The 19,685-nt window shown below is 55.0% G+C and carries 21 protein-coding genes; 13 read left to right on the top strand and 8 right to left on the bottom strand.

Annotation, left to right across the window (positions count from 1 at the left end; translation table 11 throughout):
* Both EXE50_RS16385 and EXE50_RS16380 read left to right on the top strand, forming a co-directional pair.
* Positions 1-384, top strand: a 384-nt coding sequence (locus tag EXE50_RS16385; protein ID WP_137705591.1) for a ParA family protein, incomplete at its 5' end; no start/stop codon positions are given.
* Positions 384-815 (top strand): hypothetical protein, encoded by a 432-nt coding sequence (locus tag EXE50_RS16380; protein ID WP_238992139.1) that lies wholly within the window; start codon positions 384-386, stop codon positions 813-815. The genes EXE50_RS16385 and EXE50_RS16380, both read left to right, overlap by 1 nt.
* Positions 816-1,038: 223 nt before the next feature.
* On the opposite strand, the gene EXE50_RS16375 is transcribed toward EXE50_RS16380, so the two are convergent.
* Both EXE50_RS16375 and EXE50_RS16370 read right to left on the bottom strand, forming a co-directional pair.
* Positions 1,039-2,649: a hypothetical protein gene (locus tag EXE50_RS16375; protein ID WP_137705590.1), complete on the bottom strand. Its 1,611-nt coding sequence runs from the start codon at positions 2,647-2,649 to the stop codon at positions 1,039-1,041.
* Positions 2,646-3,422, bottom strand: a complete 777-nt coding sequence (locus EXE50_RS16370; RefSeq protein WP_137689034.1) for an ABC transporter ATP-binding protein — start codon at positions 3,420-3,422, stop codon at positions 2,646-2,648. The genes EXE50_RS16375 and EXE50_RS16370 overlap by 4 nt, the downstream gene beginning before the upstream one ends.
* Positions 3,423-4,209: 787 nt before the next feature.
* On the opposite strand from EXE50_RS16370, the gene EXE50_RS16365 reads away from it, so the two are divergent.
* The 3 genes from EXE50_RS16365 to EXE50_RS16355 all read left to right on the top strand — a co-directional run bounded on the left by EXE50_RS16365 (position 4,210) and on the right by EXE50_RS16355 (position 6,170).
* A complete protein-coding gene (locus EXE50_RS16365) occupies positions 4,210-4,833 on the top strand; it encodes a ribbon-helix-helix protein, CopG family (protein ID WP_137705589.1) in 624 nt (207 codons plus the stop codon).
* 116 nt (positions 4,834-4,949) lie between these two features.
* Complete coding sequence (locus EXE50_RS16360; protein WP_199241365.1) at positions 4,950-5,432, top strand: hypothetical protein; 483 nt, start codon at positions 4,950-4,952, stop codon at positions 5,430-5,432.
* A 336-nt stretch (positions 5,433-5,768) separates the two neighbouring features.
* Positions 5,769-6,170 carry a hypothetical protein gene (locus EXE50_RS16355; protein ID WP_137705588.1) on the top strand — a complete coding sequence of 134 codons (402 nt, stop codon included), beginning with the start codon at positions 5,769-5,771 and terminating at the stop codon, positions 6,168-6,170.
* Between the two features lie 44 nt (positions 6,171-6,214).
* Here EXE50_RS16355 and EXE50_RS16350 read toward each other — a convergent pair whose 3' ends face one another.
* Positions 6,215-7,036 (bottom strand): IS5 family transposase, encoded by an 822-nt coding sequence (locus EXE50_RS16350; protein ID WP_137705587.1) that lies wholly within the window; start codon positions 7,034-7,036, stop codon positions 6,215-6,217.
* A 202-nt stretch (positions 7,037-7,238) separates the two neighbouring features.
* Positions 7,239-7,865 carry a hypothetical protein gene (locus EXE50_RS16345; protein ID WP_137705586.1) on the bottom strand — a complete coding sequence of 209 codons (627 nt, stop codon included), beginning with the start codon at positions 7,863-7,865 and terminating at the stop codon, positions 7,239-7,241.
* 233 nt (positions 7,866-8,098) lie between these two features.
* On the opposite strand from EXE50_RS16345, the gene EXE50_RS16340 reads away from it, so the two are divergent.
* Positions 8,099-9,868 (top strand): transposase, encoded by a 1,770-nt coding sequence (locus EXE50_RS16340; protein ID WP_137705585.1) that lies wholly within the window; start codon positions 8,099-8,101, stop codon positions 9,866-9,868.
* A 448-nt stretch (positions 9,869-10,316) separates the two neighbouring features.
* On the opposite strand, the gene EXE50_RS16335 is transcribed toward EXE50_RS16340, so the two are convergent.
* Positions 10,317-10,565, bottom strand: coding sequence for a type II toxin-antitoxin system HicA family toxin (locus EXE50_RS16335; RefSeq protein WP_089309240.1), 249 nt, complete (start codon positions 10,563-10,565; stop codon positions 10,317-10,319).
* A gap of 8 nt (positions 10,566-10,573) precedes the next feature.
* On the bottom strand, positions 10,574-10,873 hold the full coding sequence (locus tag EXE50_RS16330) for a type II toxin-antitoxin system HicB family antitoxin (protein ID WP_137705584.1): 300 nt from the start codon (positions 10,871-10,873) through the stop codon (positions 10,574-10,576).
* Between the two features lie 292 nt (positions 10,874-11,165).
* Here EXE50_RS16330 and EXE50_RS17240 point away from each other — a divergent pair, with 292 nt between their 5' ends.
* Together EXE50_RS17240 and EXE50_RS16325 are read left to right on the top strand one after the other, a co-directional pair.
* Positions 11,166-11,327, top strand: a complete 162-nt coding sequence (locus EXE50_RS17240) for a hypothetical protein (RefSeq protein WP_158293674.1) — start codon at positions 11,166-11,168, stop codon at positions 11,325-11,327.
* A gap of 52 nt (positions 11,328-11,379) precedes the next feature.
* The gene (locus EXE50_RS16325) at positions 11,380-11,541 is read left to right on the top strand and encodes a hypothetical protein (RefSeq protein WP_238992140.1); all 162 of its coding nucleotides are present in this window, start codon (positions 11,380-11,382) and stop codon (positions 11,539-11,541) included.
* A gap of 165 nt (positions 11,542-11,706) precedes the next feature.
* On the opposite strand, the gene EXE50_RS16320 is transcribed toward EXE50_RS16325, so the two are convergent.
* Positions 11,707-11,952 carry a winged helix-turn-helix domain-containing protein gene (locus EXE50_RS16320; protein WP_137705583.1) on the bottom strand — a complete coding sequence of 82 codons (246 nt, stop codon included), beginning with the start codon at positions 11,950-11,952 and terminating at the stop codon, positions 11,707-11,709.
* A 173-nt stretch (positions 11,953-12,125) separates the two neighbouring features.
* On the opposite strand from EXE50_RS16320, the gene EXE50_RS16315 reads away from it, so the two are divergent.
* From EXE50_RS16315 to EXE50_RS16295, 5 genes are all read left to right on the top strand, one after another.
* Positions 12,126-12,524: a hypothetical protein gene (locus EXE50_RS16315; RefSeq protein WP_137705582.1), complete on the top strand. Its 399-nt coding sequence runs from the start codon at positions 12,126-12,128 to the stop codon at positions 12,522-12,524.
* Positions 12,525-12,552: 28 nt separating this feature from the next.
* Positions 12,553-13,683 (top strand): PD-(D/E)XK nuclease family protein, encoded by a 1,131-nt coding sequence (locus EXE50_RS16310; RefSeq protein ID WP_137705581.1) that lies wholly within the window; start codon positions 12,553-12,555, stop codon positions 13,681-13,683.
* On the top strand, positions 13,628-14,206 hold the full coding sequence (locus EXE50_RS16305; protein WP_137705580.1) for a hypothetical protein: 579 nt from the start codon (positions 13,628-13,630) through the stop codon (positions 14,204-14,206). Before EXE50_RS16310 ends, EXE50_RS16305 begins: the two co-directional genes overlap by 56 nt.
* A gap of 42 nt (positions 14,207-14,248) precedes the next feature.
* Positions 14,249-14,770, top strand: a complete 522-nt coding sequence (locus EXE50_RS16300) for a hypothetical protein (protein WP_137705579.1) — start codon at positions 14,249-14,251, stop codon at positions 14,768-14,770.
* Positions 14,771-14,927: 157 nt separating this feature from the next.
* Positions 14,928-15,776 (top strand): site-specific integrase, encoded by an 849-nt coding sequence (locus EXE50_RS16295; protein WP_158293673.1) that lies wholly within the window; start codon positions 14,928-14,930, stop codon positions 15,774-15,776.
* A 308-nt stretch (positions 15,777-16,084) separates the two neighbouring features.
* Here EXE50_RS16295 and EXE50_RS16290 read toward each other — a convergent pair whose 3' ends face one another.
* Positions 16,085-19,294 carry a DUF5817 domain-containing protein gene (locus EXE50_RS16290; RefSeq protein WP_394347761.1) on the bottom strand — a complete coding sequence of 1,070 codons (3,210 nt, stop codon included), beginning with the start codon at positions 19,292-19,294 and terminating at the stop codon, positions 16,085-16,087.
* Positions 19,295-19,685: the final 391 nt, after the last annotated feature.

The raw sequence follows: 19,685 nt of genomic DNA, 5'->3' as shown, positions 1-19,685 counted from the left end.
TACAACGCAATCGCCGCGACGCGTTCGCTTGTGATCCCACTAGAGCCGACCGGGAAGGGGATGCAGTCGATCGAGGGGCTTCGCGACGTCGTCCAGGGCTTTGAGGACACAGTCGGTGTGACGGTCGGCGTCCTTGCGGTCGTTCCGAACGGCGTCGGTCGGACCGCGGACCAGCAACGCTACCTCGAACGGATCCGCGAACTCGGCTACGATGCGCCGGTCGCGATCGGTGAGCGGGCGTCACTGTTTGAGGGGTGTTGGGACGCCCAGCGGACGGCGTTCTCGTACGTCGATGAGGTCCGCGACCGAAAGCGCGATCACGAGATGGAGACGCTTGAGCAGCTCCACACGCTGGCACGACATCTTGAGGAGGTGAGCGCCTGATGCCGAATGGGATGAAGTCCGGTGCCGGCGATGACCCGTTCGCAGACGATGACGATCAGGAGGACAACGTTGACGAAGACTCTGCGAATCCGGCTCCTGAGCCCCACCACGAGGACCTCCACGAGGAAACCGGAGAGCCAGATTCGACGACAGCGATGCCGGGCGTCCCAGATCATCCCGGTGATGTCGAGGCGACGCTGCCGTGGATCCACCGTCGCGATGGAGTGAAAGACGATCGGGACCACAAGACGATCCACTACACAGAACACACCGTAAAGCGGGAACGTCGGGAGCTCCGGCCTGCGCTTGAAGAACGACTTGGTGACGATGTCGAACTCACTGACGCCCGAGAGGCGGCGTATCTCGTCGGAATGGAACATCTAGACGAAGTCGCCGATGTCCTTCGAGAGTGGGGCTACGACATCGAGTGACCGGTATCAGTACGGCCCGTGCTATCACTCTAGAGGGATATCACCGAGCGCGCCCCAATTGGGGACGCCGAACAGTTCACAGATCAACAAGGCAGATGCCACGGGGCTTGACCCCGAGGCTGTTGACCTCGCAGGGCTCACAAGGTGGAATGTCCCACCGGTGTGTCATCAATCGGCTTGACAGCAGGTGTGCTCGGCGGAGAGCCCATCTGAAACGGCGTGGTCACGCCAGGGTATAACGTCGGTACCGCCGGAGCGCATAGCGGTAGGAACCATACGAAACGCCGCCTGTCAACAGTAGATACGTACCGAAGAGCACGCCGAATACAGGCGTCAACACGACGTTTCCGGTGACTGCGAACCACGTCACGAACAGCCCAAGAACCGTTCCGCCCCCCACAACGAACAGGTACACCATCATGACGAGCGTCGACGGGACGACCGTTTCCGTCCCCCAGAACTCGCGCTCCTCGTAGATGGGGTACGCCGAGCCGATGCCGACCGCGAACATTGACGCAGCGAGACACATCACAACTCCGACGGCGGCGGTCGCCACCGCCTCAAGCACCGTTATCCCGAAAAGGATCGAGACGAACGAGCTGAGAACAGCGATCGGCACTCCAACCGCAACACCGGCGAGGAGCCTTCCACGGACGAGAGCCGCGGATGATGTCTCGGTGAGAAGGAGGAACGGTAGTTGCGGCCGATCGTCACCAAGCGGGTTCAACCCAAAGGTTGCGCCTGAGAGGTATGTTGCGAGAACGACGCCGCCTCCAGTGATGAGGGGTCCGAGGGCGTCGCCCGAAAACTCGAGAAACATCGTCCCAAAGGGTGCGATAAAAAAGACGGCAATCAAGAGATGACTCAACTCCGCCGGATCACGGCGACCGCGCACGAGAATCCCCCACGCGATACGACTGGGTTTAGTCCATGCGAACGGCTGTGGGGCAGAGAATCCGCCACTCGATCGCCGCACCTGCGTCGACTCGTTGTTACCGACTGAATCGGTGAACCAGAGCGTAGAAACCTGCTTGGTCGAGACGGCGAGACCGACCGGCGTGAGAGCGATTAACGCCGCGAGCACCGCCACCGCCCCTAGGGAAGTCGGTCTGGAGACTGGTGTTCCGACGAACGCGAGTGCAACGTATTCCACGAGGGGATCGAACGCTACTGTCGACAACAGCCGTTGCACTGAGAGGTCGGATTCAACGATGAACTGCCCGGCGAACTGCGACGCGACGACGAATCCGACCATCGCGAGGATACCGACCCCTTTCAGGAGACGGCGAAGGTTTGGGAGTTTCCGCAGGAGTCGCAGCACAGCAATTCCCCCGGCGTACCCCCAGACGGCGGCACAGCAAACGAGCGGCAGCGTGACCGCCCCGCCCAAAGCAACGAGCAGCGGCGAGCCCATTCCGAGTGCGAATGTGACGACCACTGCCCCGATCGGGATCCCGAACCACAGGGAAAGCCGTCCCACCTCCGCTGTGATGAGCCCGATAACGACTGCTCGCGGGTGAACCGCCAGCAGGACGAAATCCGCACCGTCGATGTGTCCGAGTCGTTCGAGGGTCCGAAACACCGATACCGACAGGAGACCGAGAGGAACGAGCGTCGCAGCGGGCCCAAAGAACGGGACTGCCGCCACGGAGCGCGCGGTTTGCCCGAGCACATACGCCGTTGGCAGCGCGAACAGGAGTGCGCCGCTGAAGAACAGTGCCGTGAGCAGGAGTCCAAGGACTCGACGAGGGTTTCCGAGGTACCCACGGAGGCTTCGGACGAACTCCGCTCGCCCAATTCGGAGCCCGTGGCGAACGTCCTGTCGGACGCTCATTCTCTCCGAGAGGCCGCGTCCGTTTCGGGTTCGCTCGTGACGGCGAGGAACGCGTCTTCGAGGGATCCACTCTCGCCAGTCTCCGCACGGGCCTGTACTTCAGCGGGGGTCCCCTCGGTGACGAGTCTTCCGTCAAACAACACCCCGACTTCGTCAGCGACGGCTTCGACCACCGGAAGAATGTGTGTTGAGAGGAACACCGTGGTCCCTGCGTCGGCAAACGCGATGATCGATTCCCGGATAGTGCGCGCCGCTCGGGGGTCAAGCCCCGATGTCGGTTCGTCTAAATACAGGACATCCGGTTCGTGCAGGACGCTCTGTATGAACGCAGTCTTCTGTTTCATCCCCTTCGAATACCCGTCGATCCGCCTATCCGCGTCACCGGCTAAGCCGAATTGGTCAAGGTACTCGCCGATGCGCTCTCGGGCAACGGACCGCGAAATGTCGCGAAGATCGGCGACGTATTCGAGTTGTTCGCGGGCGCTGAACTCGTCGTACAACGGCGGCGTCTCAGGGAGATAGCCGACCCGACCGGCGATCGCACGCCGGTCGCTCGGGTCGACGCCACAGACGCGTACCGATCCGCTGTCCGGATCGCTGAGACCGGTAAGGAGCCGCATCGTCGTCGTCTTCCCCGCACCGTTCGGGCCGAGAAAGCCGTAGACGGTCCCGTGCGGAATGTCGAGCGTGAGACTGTCGAGGGCGACTTCTGAGCTGTAGGTCTTCCGGAGATCGGTCGCCAGAATGGCGGATTCGTCGTGGGTGGAGGGCATACGCAACGGATGTCATTTCCCGAACCGATCCTCTATGCGTTTCGGAATCATCTTCCGGCCACACGTATGAGGTGATGCCACATGGGTAGATAACGACGCGAGTAGATGGCGTGATCGCTCCAGAGTTTCGGAGTTTGGGTTGTGATGCGTGGCTTAATTTCACGTCGAACGAGGCTGGTTAGGCTCCTGTCTGGTGCTTTTCGAATTGACATCGGGTATGTACGTTAGAAAAGTTTTCTGAGTGAAAGGAAAACCAAATCCCCCGACTGCTCCTATTTCACACCCACATGTAGAGAATGAAAGGCACGCATCAAATCTATCCTCCGAGGTTGTGGAACATCAGAGAGTCAGTTGGGTTGCGAACGACACAGAATGTTCATGACTTGTTTTCACTAGATCACAACCGACTAACAAAAATATGATACTATACCTATTATGTCAGTTCGGATCGTCTCTTCATTGTAGTTGATCCGATACCGATTCAATTACTGAAAACATCTCCGCGAAATAGGGTATAGTATCCCTTCACCGCCTGATAAGGTCTCAAACTAATCGGGCTGGCCGAATACACAAGTGACACACCCGTCACGATCTCTTCTCTGGCGAGAGTTAGGAGTACAGGTCGTAATATTCGGTAACGGCCGTGGTAGGTTCCTCCCGTTCCGTGACAGGGACTTTCCCTATCTGGGCGAAAATATCAAAAGCCATCTATGTATTCGATCCGGTACTAATCCCATTACACACTACTATCACGAAGGGCGGATCATCATAGAGTAGTCGATCCGGTATGGAACCAATCACACTACGACTTCCTTCAGATCTGCTTGAAACACTGGATACAGAAGCGGAAGATGTCGGCTTTAGTAGCCGGTCAGAATACATCCGACACTTGCTCCAGAATAGGGATAAGATCGTATCCGCCACCCTGATCGAAACCGATCAGACTACATCCGGTATCGAAGACTTAGAACAACTCGGGGAACTTTCACGGCAGGTCTCGGACTTGGAAGAGCGGCTCGCTTCTCTCGAGGGAGACGTTGATGAGATCCGTTCAGCGCCAGCTGAGGGTCGTTCATCGAGCGGATCATCCGCTCCTTCCGAACCACAGGATAGTGGGGGAAGTCCGACAGAGGCGGTTTCTCCCTCACTTGAGCAATGGCTTGAGGATCAAGGCCCGCAGAGTGAGGATGCGCGCTCCATTATACTTGAGGCTGCCCGGATTCTTGAGGAAGAAGGCCGACTCAGTGCCAGCGATCTCAGGGAACGATTGTACGAACAGTACCCGGATACCTACAGCTCTGCTGGTACTCTATGGTCCTCTACTATAGAGCGATTTTACAAGGAGGCACCGGGATTCGGGAGACCAGAATATGGCACTTATGCGTTCGATGGAGAGAATCTCGAAGAGTGAATTCTGCCCGATTCGGCTCTGAGACCGATTTTAGAAATTAGCAGAATAAAATATCCGGTCACTGAGAACTGCGTACTCGGCCCAAAAACTAACAATACGGTAGGAAAACAACAGGTATGGAATATATCGACGGAGGTCGAGTCCGGGGGCACCTCTTCGGGAACCGTCTCTCTCGTTGGGCTGTTATCGGTTCTGTTGTCGGTCTCTTGGCTCTCGCATCTGTCGCGTTCCTCCTCGGGATGGGTGTTCGCCTCTATGAGTTCTGGGGCTGGCTTGTGATTGTTCCGGGAACTGCCGTCATTGCGGGGATTCTCGGTGCGGGCTTCGTCCCAACTGTCGGCTCACTGTGGCTGATTAGTCTTTGGGGATACGCCTTTCCACCACTCGTCGGGTATCTCTCTGGTGAGTGGATGGGAGCAGGCCGGTACACCTCGCCGAGAATGCTGGGGTTCGCATACGGCTCTGCCCGCGCCGAATTACTTGGAGGACTCGAAACAAGCGTTAATTTTGGGCTGGCGCTTGCGGTCATCGTCGGAACGACCGGCTACGTTGCGGGATCCGTCATCAGATGGATGGCGACGCGTATACGATCGGCTTGACTATTCAACAGCCTGTGATGACCGCAGCGGGAGTGACACCTATCACCTACTGAAGAGCCCAACGGAATCGATTATATTTTTATTTTTCTTCAGATGCTATAGGTGGTAGATTCGGGGTATATCGCCGCAACACATACGCAATAGTGGATGTTAGGCTTTGTTGAAATCCTATTCTTCAGACATTTTCTCGCCTGAAACAGACGATCGATGAGACCTACATATTGACCACCGAAGAGTCAATCAATTCAATAGGAGTTCCGGAAGCCGTGCGAGATACAACGTGTAACGATTTAAACTGCCTAATTCTTATAAGGATAGAAATTCGAAATTGATGGAATGAATCGCCGTCAGTTGTTCTTATCTACGACAGCCGTACTTACAGTTGGGATTTCAGGATGTCTGACTGATGCAGATACTCCTCAGGAGCCCCATTGCAATGGAACTGCCCCTCCTACCATCTTTAACGAAGACAATCAGCGGTATGATATTGATGTTCTTATTGAAAAAGACGGAGAAACTGTGTTGTCTGAAGAATACAGCGTAGATCAATCTAACGGTGACAATGATCAAATACAAATTGATGTAGAGTTAGAAGCTGAAACCACATATTCTGTGACAATCAGCTTGTCTGGTACTGAGTATGGGCCTCAACAAATCGAGGTCCCAAACGGTGGTGGATTGGCGATCACCATAGAAGATCGAGAGCCTACTGTAGACACTTATGCTGCATGTGACTAACTACACAATCAAAGACCGACCAGTTCACCGTCTGTATAGACCGCTCAGAGTGACCGGTCGAGATTATGAACGAGACAGGCGATGGTGAGTTCACGGAACTGTTTCCACCAGCGTCGTGACCGGATGAACGCACCGTACTTCCGCTTGATCGTTGAATTGACAGTCTCTGATTGACTCCGCTGGCCGTAGAGGTCAGCGTCTAAGCGCGCGTTCCATGCCTTGTGGAGTGATGTGAACTCACGATGCTTGATTAGTGGCCGAACCTCGGATTGACGGGCAAGCCGCCTGATCTTCTGGTCGTCGTAGCCCTTGTCACCGAGCAGAATGTCAATGTCCTCGGGATTGCGCTTGATCAACGACGGAGCGATCTGGCTATCGTGTTTTCGTGTCGTCGTCACGTGTAGATCGAGAATTGTGTTTACCTTCGCATCGACCAGCAACGTCACCTTGAGCTGCTGAATCGTGAGTTCAGCACGTTTCGTGTAGTGTTTCGAAGCGTGGCTGCGGTCGAATCCTGACGCATCAATGCCAACAACTCCGCTCGTCGGGAGTAGCGCCGTTGAGAGAGTTAGTATGACACGCCACACAGCCATATCAAGCCGATTGAACGCCTTACAGAGCGTTGACGGTGTAGGGAGTTCAACTAATCCAAGAACACGACGGATGCGTGGCATCTCGATCAGTTCGTCAAGTAGGCCACGGTAGGTCGTGTTCTTCCGAACTTTGAGACAGAGCAGAACAACGTGCTGCGGGAGTGTATAGCGATGTTTGGAGAACTTCGAAGAGTATCGAGAAACTGCTCGGCGGGCCAGATGGATCGCCTTCTCAGTAAACCGGAGAATCTGCGACTTCGGGAGGGCCTTCATCTCATCGAATTACACGGCGAACATGTAACTCCCTGAGGATTTCAACAAAGCCACAAGAACGTAAGAAGCCGACAATAACTGACTGCTGACTACATCATCTGTACTGAGCGATCTGTGAGTCCCCTGTACTGACCGCGATTGGGTCAGAATATGTCACTTGCTGAGGATTTCAGCAGAGCTAGCGACCCGTAAAACACTGAAATCAAATGCCGTCTGCCGATCCCCCAGAGTTCTCCGAATCGAATTCTTCGATATCTTCCTGATCCGGTTTGGGGGGATAGTACATGAATTTCCATAATAAGATATCGATATCATCACTCTCAGATGTGAGGAGAGGCTCAATCGAACCTCGCGAGAGAGCGTCTTGAAGCGGTTCCGGCAAAATCATACCCGGCGCATAACGTTGGAAAGTGCTGTTTTCCGCATTATCTAACAGCGAGTTAGCCAGTGCATCACTCTCAACGAACCAATTGAACCATTGCCTTTTGTCCCCGGCTTTGTCGGTGTACTCCTCTGACAAATTATTGTATTTCTTGATCGCGTCTACATACTCAGCATGTGCTTTATCCAATCCCAATTCAACCATCCCTGAATAGCAAACCAGCCCGGCTTCTGAGAGCGTGTTTCTGAACGTGGTGCCTACATCGGAGGTGGGTTCAGTATTAACTAAATCAATATTGCGGGCTTCATCGATTCGATTGGAGACTGTATCGTGGCTCACAGCTACTTGTGGTTTTATCTCCTTGAATCGTGCTCCGTCGGGGCCGATCGCAAGTATCAGCCCGATAGAACCCTCCTTCGTAAAGAACTTCTCCAGCTGGCTCTCCATCACTGGAACGATTAGCGGACACTTACTAAGATGTTGATTCCACTCAGAATCTGAGTAGAGTCTGATGCGGAGCGAGGTCACCAGTTGAGTGCCATCAGCGACAGAGTGTATTCAGCGATTTCTGCTTTTTATCCATCCCTTCGTCGTGTTTTGTATGAATTCGGTTTCGGAAACTGCACCCCTCCGCTTTACTCAGAATCTGAGCAATTAGTTGGTAACTTGACTCTCATACTATGGATTACTCTGACTCCCTCTCTACACCAACTACGAGACTTGGACAGCAAGCAGACGAGTTCATCGATCAAGAGACTGAATGGGTTGATTTGCTGCCTGAGCTCGACACTTGTCTGTATACAGGCCGAGATAGCTATCCAGAGTGGCATACTGCGACACCGTTCGGTCCGATGTTTTGTGCCTACCTGTGGGCAAAAGTGGAAGATATATCGCTATCGACGATTCCTGACCGACTCGAAACGAATCCGGAGCTGGCGACTGCGATGGGCTTTGAGCCGAATGATCTGCCGTCAGAGAGCACGTTCAAACCGTCTCGGTTAGAAGACGACCGATTCGCGGATCTTCAATCAACGGTTGAGGGTGCGGTGGAAGAGATTCGGAAACTTGCAGCTAGACGAGGGTCACCAATTGGGTGTGGTCCCTTCCAGCTACAAAACGGCGAAGATGATGATTCAGGCCCTCCGTCACATCGCACGATTCAACGCTCATTACGGAAGGAAGGCCGGCAGGTGCTTGAAGAGTTGAACACAGTCGCGTTCCCCTCCATGTCCATTCCACGGCCTGACGACCCGATTTATGATGAAGAGGAACTGCTCACGGTGGAGGCGTTTGCGGCGATCGAACAGCAGGCAGCGAACAGTGCAGGGGTCACATTGGGAGATGAACTGAATCCAGATCCGGATCTTGATGATCCCTTCTATGAAGATGGGCCATCGGGTGAAACGCTCATAAACGCTATCAAACAGATGTCCATCGAAGAAATTTCGACAGTGTTGAATTTTGTTATTCAGAAAACATACACGCGTGCGAAACCCCGTCTGAACGAACTCGAACACGATAATGGCTCGCGGTTCGGGACGAGAGCGGAAGTCGCGCTAGACATGACCTACGTCGCCTATTATGGCGATCGTGACGAGATGGAATGGGTACAGGGCGCACCAGAGGATAAGGAGTATTCTTGGTGCCACAAGTTTGCGACGGCTGTGATCGTCGGTGAGAACACTCACTACGTCGTGGGAGTCCACCCGCTTGGAAGTACTGAACACGCTGCGACGGATGACTACGCTGGAAAAGATAGATCATACTACGTCGGGGATGTTGCACGGCGACTCATTTCGATCGCTGATGACTACGTCAACATCAGGATGGTGTACGCTGATCGGGAGTTCCATGCGGCCGACGTGATAGAGACGCTTACTGCGAGAGATATCGACTACGTAATCCCTGCCCGGAAAGACAAACATCGGATTGGACCGATGTGCGATCAGTTCCAAGAGCTAAAACAGGGATACAATGAGCCGGATGATACGTCTCTGTACGTAAAGACGGATTTCCCAATTCATGGTGCGGTCAAAGGAGAGGTGTCGAATACGAAGGTCTACACGAACGTCGTGGTGCTCCCTCCGGATGAAGACGATGATGCAAACGAGGATGGGTTACCACAACCGTTCATCACGAGTCTTGATGTGAGCGATGAGCTTGCGCTGGATCGTCGGTGGGCGAGAACACAGATTGAACAGTACAGCGATCGGGGAGCAATCGAGAACTCATACTCGTCGATTAAAGATGCAGCTGCATGGACGACGTCGAAGGAATTCGAGGTCCGGTGGTTCCACTTCGCATTCGGCTGTGTGGTGTACAACATGTGGTTACTGGTGGATTTTCTGACACAGGAACGAATCGGGGAGATTGAAACGCGGAAGAAGCCGCAGATAACGCTCAGACGGTTCCTCAAATGGCTGGACAAGGAGTTGGTCGCACTCATATAGAATCCGGTCCGGGCTCGCCCTTCGTGAGAGGCATCACTCGTTGTGGTCGCGTATTTTTGCCGATCATCGATAAGTAGAATGGTATTCTTCGTATTCTGATGATTTCTTCGGCGCTCTGACGGGTAATTCTCGGCGAGATCTGGCCGTTTAGGGTCGATCCCATGAACCTCTTGGGAGGGATTCGCAACCCACAAGAGTCAGATATCATATAGCGAGATGCGATATACTTCACTTCGATAACGGGGTGTTCCCGCTGATCGATCCCGGATTGAGGCGTGTTTACCCCGGCTTCGAGACAAGAGGATCAACCTCCTCGAGGGTGTGAACGCGCCAGACACCAGGTTTCCGGTGACTTTAGTGCTAGAATGCGAGATAACTCAGGCTATCCAGAACAGTAGTCCCACACAGCGATATTCGAGCCAGTACTGGTCATGAGTTAGGTAACCTATCAGCACTGCCGGTCGATCCACTGACACCACTTCTCAAAGTCTTCCGCCCCAGACTGGTCTGCGATGTTGCGGAGAGTCCCAGTTCGGATCCGATCGTGTTGCGGGACGGAGACGACACGGATATCGTCGTCGTTCGTTGGGTGCTCGTATCGCAGCTTGACGTGGCTGCCGGTCCGATCAACGATAGCAAAGCGATTTTTCGTGAGTGCTTTGACGACATCGCGTCCGGAAAAATCAGGCGCTCCCATCCGACTTACTACATGAAGTCGGGGAGCCCATCGTGCTCATCGCGAGCCTGCTGTACCTCCTCAGGGTCGATTCCGAGGTCGTCGAGTGCTTCCTTCTCTTCCTCCCAGGTGTCGATCGACTCGCCGATCTCTCCTTTGTGAAGTGCGACTGCCTCGTCGAGGTTGGCGAGAGCGTCCTCCCGCGTCTCACCCTGGCTTGCGACACCCGTCGCCTCGTCGCGGGCGACCCACCAGCCGTCGTCCGCCTGAGTGAGCGTAATCGTTTGCCCACTCCGGACGTCGTCGTTCGTACTCGTTTCGGTGCTCATTACTACCACGTTACCTGAGCGGCGTCATAAGCATTCGGCCGCTAATCGAACATACCGTGTAGAATCGACTCAACAACCGAGACATGTGTGTACTCTGTAGTTGATGGTAATCAGTCGGTCACGTTCGCAGGAGGCCTATCTGGAACAGATTAGAACGACTATCTAGAACACTGACCCCATCACCCCCCACTGTCCTGCGGTTTCATTCTTAACCAACAACCGGCAGTTCTACCACCAGTCGTTGGTTAAAACAGAGCAGAGCGGCTTTCCCGGACCACACGGATCGGTGTGTATGGGCGAGATCTTCCGCGTCAACTGCCCGGGCTGTGGAGAGGAGAAGGGCCCGATCACGACGCACCCCGGCACCGTCGGCATCCACTGTTCGTGTGGGGTCACCGCAACCGTCGACATTAATGCGCAAGAAATAGACGAATGGTGGGAGCGGGAGAACTGACCTACCGGAGGTCGACACCTACGTTTATTCTTCATGCCGGGTAGAACGTAGTATGAGCCGTGAACCTCCTGACGCCGACATAATCTCGGACGAGGAGCTCACCGAGTTGCTCGCCGATGCTGAGGGGACGACGCCCCAGGAGATCGAGCGCGGCGCTGCTAAATTCGAGATCGCATCGCCTGAAAGAGCGACCATCGTCAACGTCGACGAGTAGCACTACTATTTCGATTTGTTTTCAGCACCACTGAGCAACCGCTACAGCTGGATCCATTGACTGGCGGTTCTATGCTCAAAAACAACTCCGACAGCGACACTACCGACGAGAGGAAATGCGCCGATCTACTATTCTTCCGCCAGAGCAGCTTTGCTGCCACAGACACTAGCGCTCTCGACTTGTCGAAGTTTCTCCGGGTAACCACCAGACAGTGCTTCGTCCACCTACTTTTTTCGACTTGAGCGATCCCTCTGATTCGAGATCTTTGAGTCGATTTAGAACGTTTCGCCTGGTCAAATCCACTTGGTCCGCGATCTCGGATGCAGTTAGCACTGGGTCTACAGATTCGCCGAACAGCTCTAGAATCTGCTTGTCGCTAACGGTGGGGTCTGGCCCCGGTCGATCAGTCATCTGGCTAAACTCCTGATGTGCGGGTTGTTAGGTATTTATTCCTTCGAAGGACATCATTATCACTTCCTTCGAAAGAACCGTTACAGATGAACGCCGTGTTGAGGGTATGAGCGTGACAACTCATAACAAGATGGAATTAACACAACAATCGAACTCCAGTTCGGAGGAACATTATGACTGGCACGGAGTCCTTTGAGAATCCGGTCTCTGAGCTGCATCACGCACTCAGAGCGACTCGACGCCGAACGGTCGTCAGCCTTCTTACCAATTCCGAGGAAGCGACAATCCCGGTGCGATCGCTTGCTCGCGAGATCGCTGCTGAGGAACACAGTATCCCTACCGCTGCTGCCTCCGGCGAGCCGTATCGGAACGTGTACAATGCACTGTCTCAGACCCATCTACCTACTCTTTCCTCTACAGGAGTCATAATCTATGACCCAAAGAGGCAGAAAATCTCTGCGGGTCCGAATCTCACTGTAGCCTACATAATTATCGAGATGACACGGCCCACAGTTACCCTGCTCTTCGATCAGCCGGAGCAACGGATGGGGGAACAGATAATGACCGATTGAGCAAGACCCTGTGGTGCGAACCTCTTCCATGGATAATCCCGAGTTGAGAAGCACATCGGAGGAGGACGCGGGCGACAAAGCATCTCCCAGAGTGGTCTTTGAGAGATTGGAGGATTCCCCCTTCGAGAAATGGTACCGGGACAGAGTATACTCCGAGAATATCCGGGAAGGTAGGCCCTACTTCAACGGACCATCGAAAGTCCAACCAACTTCCCGACACAGCCCGAGTAAACTACTACAATGTCACAGAAAGTCGTGGTATAGTCACCTCAATTCGCCCGAGGAAGACGGACCACCTAGAGGAATATTCTGGTTTGGCACACGGTTCGAGGAGGACCTGATTATGCCGTACCTCACAGATATGGTAACTGATGAGAATACTTACGCTTGTAACTCTCTCTGGGTTGACTATACAGTTGATACCGAGCATGGAGAGGTTCGGATCAAAGGAGAGACCGACCCGGTAATAGTCGACAAAAACTCAGTCCCGATTCTACTGTTGGAAATCAAGACCAAGCAGTCGATAGATAACCTATCTGAGCCTAACCGCCACCATCGGGCGCAATTACACGCGTACATGTACGGGCTGTCGGAAAAGTACGATGTCGACATCGAGCAAGCGGCAGTCGTCTATGGCAGTCGTTCCACGTTAGAGATTGAGGCATTCGAGGTGGAGTTTGATCGAACATTCTGGAAGGACACTGTGCTTCAGTGGGCGGCCATTCAGACGAAGTATCGGACATACGGCGTTCTCCCACCAGCAGAGCCGAAACACGACTGGGAGTGTAATTTCTGTTCCTACCGTGAACGATGCGGTCGGGGCGACAGAGAGTATTCAGATGCTGGTCCGGTCGGGTTGCTTCCTGTCTTTGCTGAGTACCCTCGACAGAAAGTCATCGAATACCTCGACTCACATCCCGATTCAAAGCTGACGCCGACCTTAGCGCACCATCATCCCTCGCTCGTTGAACAATATGGCGCGTATAAATGGTCGTGTTCGAGTTGTAAGGCGAGTTATGATTGGGACGACATCAATCCTCCCTCGTCATCTCGTGCTCCCCGGTGTCCAAAATGTCGAGACAACGAAGAGAAAGGGTGGCTAAGTGGCCCAAACCCAGGCGAACAAATCCACGCAGAGGGGCAAGAAGATGTCCAGTAGTGGTCATCGGCTCGACGATCAGCGGGAGAACTGGCTGCTCCTAGAAATCGGGACAGGGAGCGGTGGAGAGTCCGTCATCGACTGGTGGGAGCTCGTCGTCGGTAATGCAACTCAAACTGTCAGGTCCCATGCCGGTAAGGTGGGTGTCGATGTGCAGAGCGAATCAGGTGTTCTGACGGAACTGCTCGAGAAACTCGAACGCTATCGTAATGGCGAACCGTTACTCATCACTCCGTCACGAACGGCCCTCAGGCGGCTGAGAGCAAGGCTAGTCGAAGCCTCAATGGAGAAATCACCCTCATTGCGCGGATTTCGTCACCTTTCCCTCGATGAGCAGTTGGAGCGGTATTTCGGCCAATCTCTCTCAAAAAAAGGACTTGCTACAGATGTGGAAGGCCCTCTGCCACCTGAAACGGAGTATGGGGAGCTGACTCTCTCTAATTCCACTACCCAACTGTGGGAGGTCTGGATGTCGATTCACCCACTCCTCCCCCTAGGAGAAATCAAGGGGGAGAGACTGTGAGGCTGATTCAAGATGGGCACGGTACTGTAGGAGGTGAGTTACATGGGAGATAAGTCAGGTGAGTCTGAGTTCACACGAAGAAAATTCACCATACCTCGCCGTCTTGACGATGAACTAGTTCGCATCGCGGAGAAGCACTATCAGGGTAACGTCAGTCTCTGTCTTCGGGCCGCATTCGAGGATCACAAACAGACCCTCAACGGAGAGGGAGAGATTGCCTTTGGACGACTGCTTAGTCACGTCGACAAAGTGGCTGCGCGCCAGTCTGAAGTACTCGACCAAATCAACTCGCTTGAAGATGAGATCGGGACGAAGAAACCCTCGAACTCGGCCAATGGCGGTCACTTTGGTCGTGAAGTAGAGCAAGTGTACCGAGAACTGCAAAAGAGCGACGAAGGCCTGCGGATCGATGATCTTAGAGATCGGTTAGATAAGAATCTACCCACCCTTCACTCTGCACTCGGGAGTCTAGTTGACCACGGCCTCGCACACGATCGGGGGACCAACGGACACCGGTTCTGGGCAGTTGGCAACGACCTTTTCGGGGGTGGTTTCGATGAGTGAAGCCCACCCCACGACTCGGGACTACCGCGTACAGGATCGACATGCACGGCAATACCTAAGACGTAGTGACGGCGTCAGGCTAAAATCGTCGACAGCTGGGACCTACGACGGACACCTGAGACAGTACGAAATATTCCTCCAAGATCGAGACAAGTCCATGTTAGACGCCGAGTTCGACGACCTACTGGATTTTATCGCTCACTGTGTCCGTATCGGGAACCGTCAAGGGACCATTGGGGGGAAGGTTTCTACGATCGGAGGGCTCTACCGCCATGTTCGACTGTACACGGAAGACAGAGATATGCTAAATTTTGACCCTTTACGAATCAGGACTATCGATCTCAGCGAATACAACACACCGGAGCCGATTGAACGCGAAGCCCTCTCGCGTGCTGAGATTCGCCAGCTCTTCGATGCCTTCGATAGCTACAGGAACCGTCTTATGGCAGTCGTCGGCGTAGAAACTGGACTGAGGAACTCAGATATCCGGGGGATCAGGTTAGAAGACCTGTCGTTGGATGCTGGCGAGATACACGTCCATAACCCCAAAAATTCGAAGTCGTATGAGGTTCCAATCACAGATAATCTTGCCTTCGAGATAGATTACTGGATCCGCCACCATCGAGCAGGATTCGTCGCAAATACAACTTGTGAGTATCTCTTCCCGAGTCAGAATGGAACCAAGATCGAGGCCAACAGTAGTCTAAATCGAGTGGTAAAGGAGGCTGCTGAGCGGGCAGGCATCCAAGATACACTCGGGACATCACGGGTAGTATCACTCTGTGAAGATGCCACTGATAGTAGGAACCGACAACGTGAATGGCACCGGGTTACCGTACACACACTTCGACATTCGTGTCTCACGCTGATGAAGAACGATGGTGTGAATCTCACGTATCGACAGATGGTGGCGAACCACTCGAGCCCTAGAACTACCCAAGGGTATACACACTCCTCGAACGAGGTATTCGAACAGGTTCGTGACCGGTTCAACCCCCCGAGATAACTTTCTAACTCGACGATCTGAACTTCGGATACTATCTTCTCAATCATTCCTTGGGTGAAGTTGGAGGACACATCAGTGGTCACTGAATGACCACCTCATGCGGTAGAACTCCCGGTTTTCAATACGCAAGCGCGTTCTATCGGCTGATTCGGCTGTGAGTTCGCGAAATAAATGTCGTGGCAACTCTTCTATGGCACCCTAGGAACAGCATGAGTGGCCCAATGGTCTCGTCAAGAAATATGATGACGAGAACAGTATACCAAGTCTCTACAAATCACCGGTGACAGACGCTTTCATTCCTCTAGAACTCATCCGATAAGCTCCCCACTGGTTGCTTCTTGGAGGCTCAACTGGCGTGGGCGTCTCCCCATTACCTCAGTCTCACATTCAACAAGGACACCACCGGCAACAGTGGCGTCCTCTCGATAGCACGCTCTCGCAGTCACTGCCCACAGCGCTGGCAGCACCTCATCGAGTAACGGCCATGGTTCTGTGAGTTTTAGCAAGACATCGCCAGCGAACCCGACGTCCTCTGATGAGACGGGTCCATCTGGCCCGTGATGCTCCCGAGCTGTCCGTAATGCTCCGGCCGCAGCGTGGACGTCGTTGCTGACGGTTGGATCGCTCACCCATTGCGGGTAGATATCCTGGTACCGCTCAGGCAGTTCTCCGTCGTCCCGGTCCGTTTCCGCAAACGACAGCTGGAGTCGGTAGCCAGCGTCGGCCTTCGCGACGATTCCAGCATCAACGAGATCAGGGAGGTGCTCACGAAGCGAGCGAGCCGACACACCGGCTCTCTCGGCGAGTGCTGACTGCGTCAGGAATTCTTCAGCGTCGGCGAGTGCCACAAGGGCTTTTCGCGGCGTTGACGACGCATCTCGGAGTACCTGCTCTGGGGACAGTGCTGCGATGATACGCCGGAGCTCTACAGACCGGATATGTCGCGTCTCGGCTTCCGGCTCCAAGGCACGAGCGACGCCGTTCGTGATAGCGAGCGGTGACCGACACAGCCCGTGGAGCACCGATACCGCCTCTGGAGTTGTAAGCAGATTCTTCGCCTCGAGCGCTTCCTCAAGCAGATCCCGGTACTGGGCCCGACTCGTCGACATCTGGACGGGGACGCGGACACCGATCTCGGGGGCATCATCCCGGATGTCCCTCGGCGAGACGTTGGATCGAAGCTTCTCAGCGAACACTTCCTGGCGGTCGCCGTAATCAGCAAACAGACACCACGAGCCGATGAGCTCACCGAACGGCTCTGCGGCGTTGACATCGACATCCAGTGACCAGCGGAGGACCTCGTCACGGTCCTCGAACAGTTGCCGAAACACCGACGCCATCCCGTATTTCGACCCAATCGCCGAGTTGATTCCAACGAACTTCGCGATAGCTGAGAGCTTCTCGTCGGCAAAATCGTTCTTGAACCGGGGTATCCGACCGATTCGGAGGATGTCGACGCCGACGAAGTCCAGTAATCGGGTCATCACGCCGATCACGCCGAGTGATTCCGTGAGAATCTTCGTCCGAAACGCCGTCCGAGAGCTGTACTCGCGGTACTCGCCGTGAGTCATGTCCCGTGTCATCTCGCAAATCTCCTCGAGAACAGCTTGTATTCGGTCGCCAAACTCATCGACATCGTCGACAAGTTCGTCTTCGTCAGCAATCCATCCGAGGCACGCACTATTCTGGAGGATATCGGGTGCCTCTTGGAGCAGCCGGCGGAACTCACCATTCTCGTCGAGTCGCTCGTCAGTGAGCAGATTGTCCCAGACAAACGTGTCACCCAACGAGCGAGCAGTACAGACTGCCCACTGCATCGGATTGTCGACTTCGGCGGCCACAGCGAGTCGATTATTGTCCCAGTCCATGTAGCGCCGGGGAGCTGCTCGATCGTCCCACTCGGAAACCTCCGCATCGACAGTTGCGACGCCATTCTCGGGGGTCGCCGCGGCGGCGGCCTGATACGTAGAGCGAGGAAGCGGTTGGATGCTGTGGAGTGCTGGGAGGCGGTCGCGGCTCCACCCGGTCCCCCCCTCACGTGTGTGCGCGGGTCTAGACTCCAAATTGTCGTCGGATTTTCCGGTCCGACTCACAAAATTCTGAAGGGGTTTCTGCTGCGTTCCAGATCGGCCGATTTCGTCGAGGAAACGCACGCCAGCCGGGCGAATTGCGACTTTGCTCCCGTCGCTGGTCGCGATACGATCCGTCACGAGTTCGTGTTCGCGAAGCTGGCGCAGGTGGTACGCGACGTTGTTCCGGGACTGGTCGGGGTCATCGTACGGAGCAGCCTCATAGAGCGCCTCGTAGCCAGCTGTCTGGCCGGCTTCCGCGCCGATACGCTCGAGGGTTGCGACAACCTCACCGTCCGTCTCAAGCGCCTCACACGCAGCCGCGACGTGGTCGTCGACAGTTCCGTGAGCGCGCTGGCCTGTATCGCATTGAGAACTCACATCGAACGCTGCCACGTCCGGAACGTTCCCATCCAGCTCGTCGACATCGATCTCCGGATCATAACTCCAAGCGAAGCGCCGCATCCAGATAGACGACTCAAACACAATCCGGACGTCCACACCGTGGCCAAGCCAACTGAGCAGCTGGACCATCTGCCGGCGTTGGTCGGCGTGGCCAATCTCCCGGAATGACTCATCGATCCGCACAGTGAGTGTCGGCGTATGGTCTGCGGCTGCGAGCAACGGCTTCACAACTCGGCGGACATCCGCAAGCTCACCAGGGAACCCGATGCCAAGCGGGCCAAACTCTGCGCTCCCAAAGCTCTCGAGCAGTTCGAGCGCCTGCTGATGCTGCTCGGACTCGACGTCTTTACACAAGCTCAACAGCGTCGACGCAACGATCGACCCGTTGAGGCTTTCTGCGTCTGGAAGCGCCTCTCGGTCAACTGTCCCGAGCTGGTCGTCGATAATCGATTCAAGCGTCTGCCAGGCGGCCCCATCAGCGACACCACCGACGAGTTCGCGCACGGCGAGCGCAATATCGGCTTCGAGGACCCCAACAAGACGCCGCCAGAGTTCACCCGGTCGGCTCTCTTTGTCGAGGCGTACTGTCCCAGACGACACGGCCGGGTACTGCTGAACCACCCAGAGACCCGCGTCCTCATCACAGCGGAGATCTCCAAGCTGACGAGAGCTGTGATCGGTTTTGTTGGATGTCTCTCGATTCGCTGTGTCGAGGTGCTGATCGTCTGAGAAGGCACCTGTAAGCACCTGCACGCCGAGTGGTTGGCCGACGAGGTTGCGGTCCCATTCCTCTTCAAGATCGGCGTAGTGGCCAACCTCGTCGAACTCAGCGCCGGCGTTACGAGTGTTCGCGAGAAGCGCCGCCCGTTGCTCAACAGCGTCCTCCCACGTGTCGGCTCTTGCTCGACGTCGCAACTGGCCATCTGAATGCTGACTCCCACACCGAGGGCACTCACGAGCGTTAGCAGCGCCACTACTGACGGCATCCTCGATGACCCAGTGTTGGCTACAGTTGGAACAGCCAACGACAGCGAAGCGACTCACGCCGCTGGCACACCTCCATGAGCCGGGTGGTCCTGCATAGTGCGCTCTCCGCGCACGTGCTCGACGCTACGGCCGAAATCGGATAATCGGCCGTTTCAGAGACAGCAGAACGGGTTATCGGCGAAAGCCGGAGATGACTCTCACCACCGCAACCATTAAGACCACTTCGGAAGAAATGAGGAATAGGAAAGCTTCCTCGGACAGGTGCCATCCTGTCCCTTCCCAAGCGGCCCCTGCTGCCAACAGGGGAACTTCCCCCCTTTCTAAACATCGCCTAGCCGTGCATACTGCGATGTTGCGCCGGCCTCCGTCTTAATACTCACGGCGAGCGTCAGACATACATACAATTACTGTCATTTCGTCGCGGTACCCGCATTCAGGCGGTTTACAC

This window comes from Halorubrum sp. ARQ200, from assembly GCF_005435115.1.
Classification (GTDB): Archaea; Halobacteriota; Halobacteria; order Halobacteriales; family Haloferacaceae; genus Halorubrum; species Halorubrum tropicale.
Note: the sequence above shows the minus strand (reverse complement) of the source record. Positions and strands in the feature narration are given on the sequence as shown.

What these genes read in the sequence shown, in the direction of transcription:
- EXE50_RS16380 (WP_238992139.1), top strand. Translation starts at nt 384, where the DNA reads ATGCCGAATGGGATGAAGTCCGGTGCCGGCGATGACCCGTTCGCAGAC.
- EXE50_RS16375 (WP_137705590.1), bottom strand. Translation starts at nt 2,649, where the DNA reads ATGAGCGTCCGACAGGACGTTCGCCACGGGCTCCGAATTGGGCGAGCG.
- EXE50_RS16370 (WP_137689034.1), bottom strand. Translation starts at nt 3,422, where the DNA reads ATGCCCTCCACCCACGACGAATCCGCCATTCTGGCGACCGATCTCCGG.
- EXE50_RS16365 (WP_137705589.1), top strand. Translation starts at nt 4,210, where the DNA reads ATGGAACCAATCACACTACGACTTCCTTCAGATCTGCTTGAAACACTG.
- EXE50_RS16360 (WP_199241365.1), top strand. Translation starts at nt 4,950, where the DNA reads ATGGAATATATCGACGGAGGTCGAGTCCGGGGGCACCTCTTCGGGAAC.
- EXE50_RS16355 (WP_137705588.1), top strand. Translation starts at nt 5,769, where the DNA reads ATGAATCGCCGTCAGTTGTTCTTATCTACGACAGCCGTACTTACAGTT.
- EXE50_RS16350 (WP_137705587.1), bottom strand. Translation starts at nt 7,036, where the DNA reads ATGAAGGCCCTCCCGAAGTCGCAGATTCTCCGGTTTACTGAGAAGGCG.
- EXE50_RS16345 (WP_137705586.1), bottom strand. Translation starts at nt 7,865, where the DNA reads ATGGAGAGCCAGCTGGAGAAGTTCTTTACGAAGGAGGGTTCTATCGGG.
- EXE50_RS16340 (WP_137705585.1), top strand. Translation starts at nt 8,099, where the DNA reads ATGGATTACTCTGACTCCCTCTCTACACCAACTACGAGACTTGGACAG.
- EXE50_RS16335 (WP_089309240.1), bottom strand. Translation starts at nt 10,565, where the DNA reads ATGGGAGCGCCTGATTTTTCCGGACGCGATGTCGTCAAAGCACTCACG.
- EXE50_RS16330 (WP_137705584.1), bottom strand. Translation starts at nt 10,873, where the DNA reads ATGAGCACCGAAACGAGTACGAACGACGACGTCCGGAGTGGGCAAACG.
- EXE50_RS17240 (WP_158293674.1), top strand. Translation starts at nt 11,166, where the DNA reads ATGGGCGAGATCTTCCGCGTCAACTGCCCGGGCTGTGGAGAGGAGAAG.
- EXE50_RS16325 (WP_238992140.1), top strand. Translation starts at nt 11,380, where the DNA reads ATGAGCCGTGAACCTCCTGACGCCGACATAATCTCGGACGAGGAGCTC.
- EXE50_RS16320 (WP_137705583.1), bottom strand. Translation starts at nt 11,952, where the DNA reads ATGACTGATCGACCGGGGCCAGACCCCACCGTTAGCGACAAGCAGATT.
- EXE50_RS16315 (WP_137705582.1), top strand. Translation starts at nt 12,126, where the DNA reads ATGACTGGCACGGAGTCCTTTGAGAATCCGGTCTCTGAGCTGCATCAC.
- EXE50_RS16310 (WP_137705581.1), top strand. Translation starts at nt 12,553, where the DNA reads ATGGATAATCCCGAGTTGAGAAGCACATCGGAGGAGGACGCGGGCGAC.
- EXE50_RS16300 (WP_137705579.1), top strand. Translation starts at nt 14,249, where the DNA reads ATGGGAGATAAGTCAGGTGAGTCTGAGTTCACACGAAGAAAATTCACC.
- EXE50_RS16295 (WP_158293673.1), top strand. Translation starts at nt 14,928, where the DNA reads ATGTTAGACGCCGAGTTCGACGACCTACTGGATTTTATCGCTCACTGT.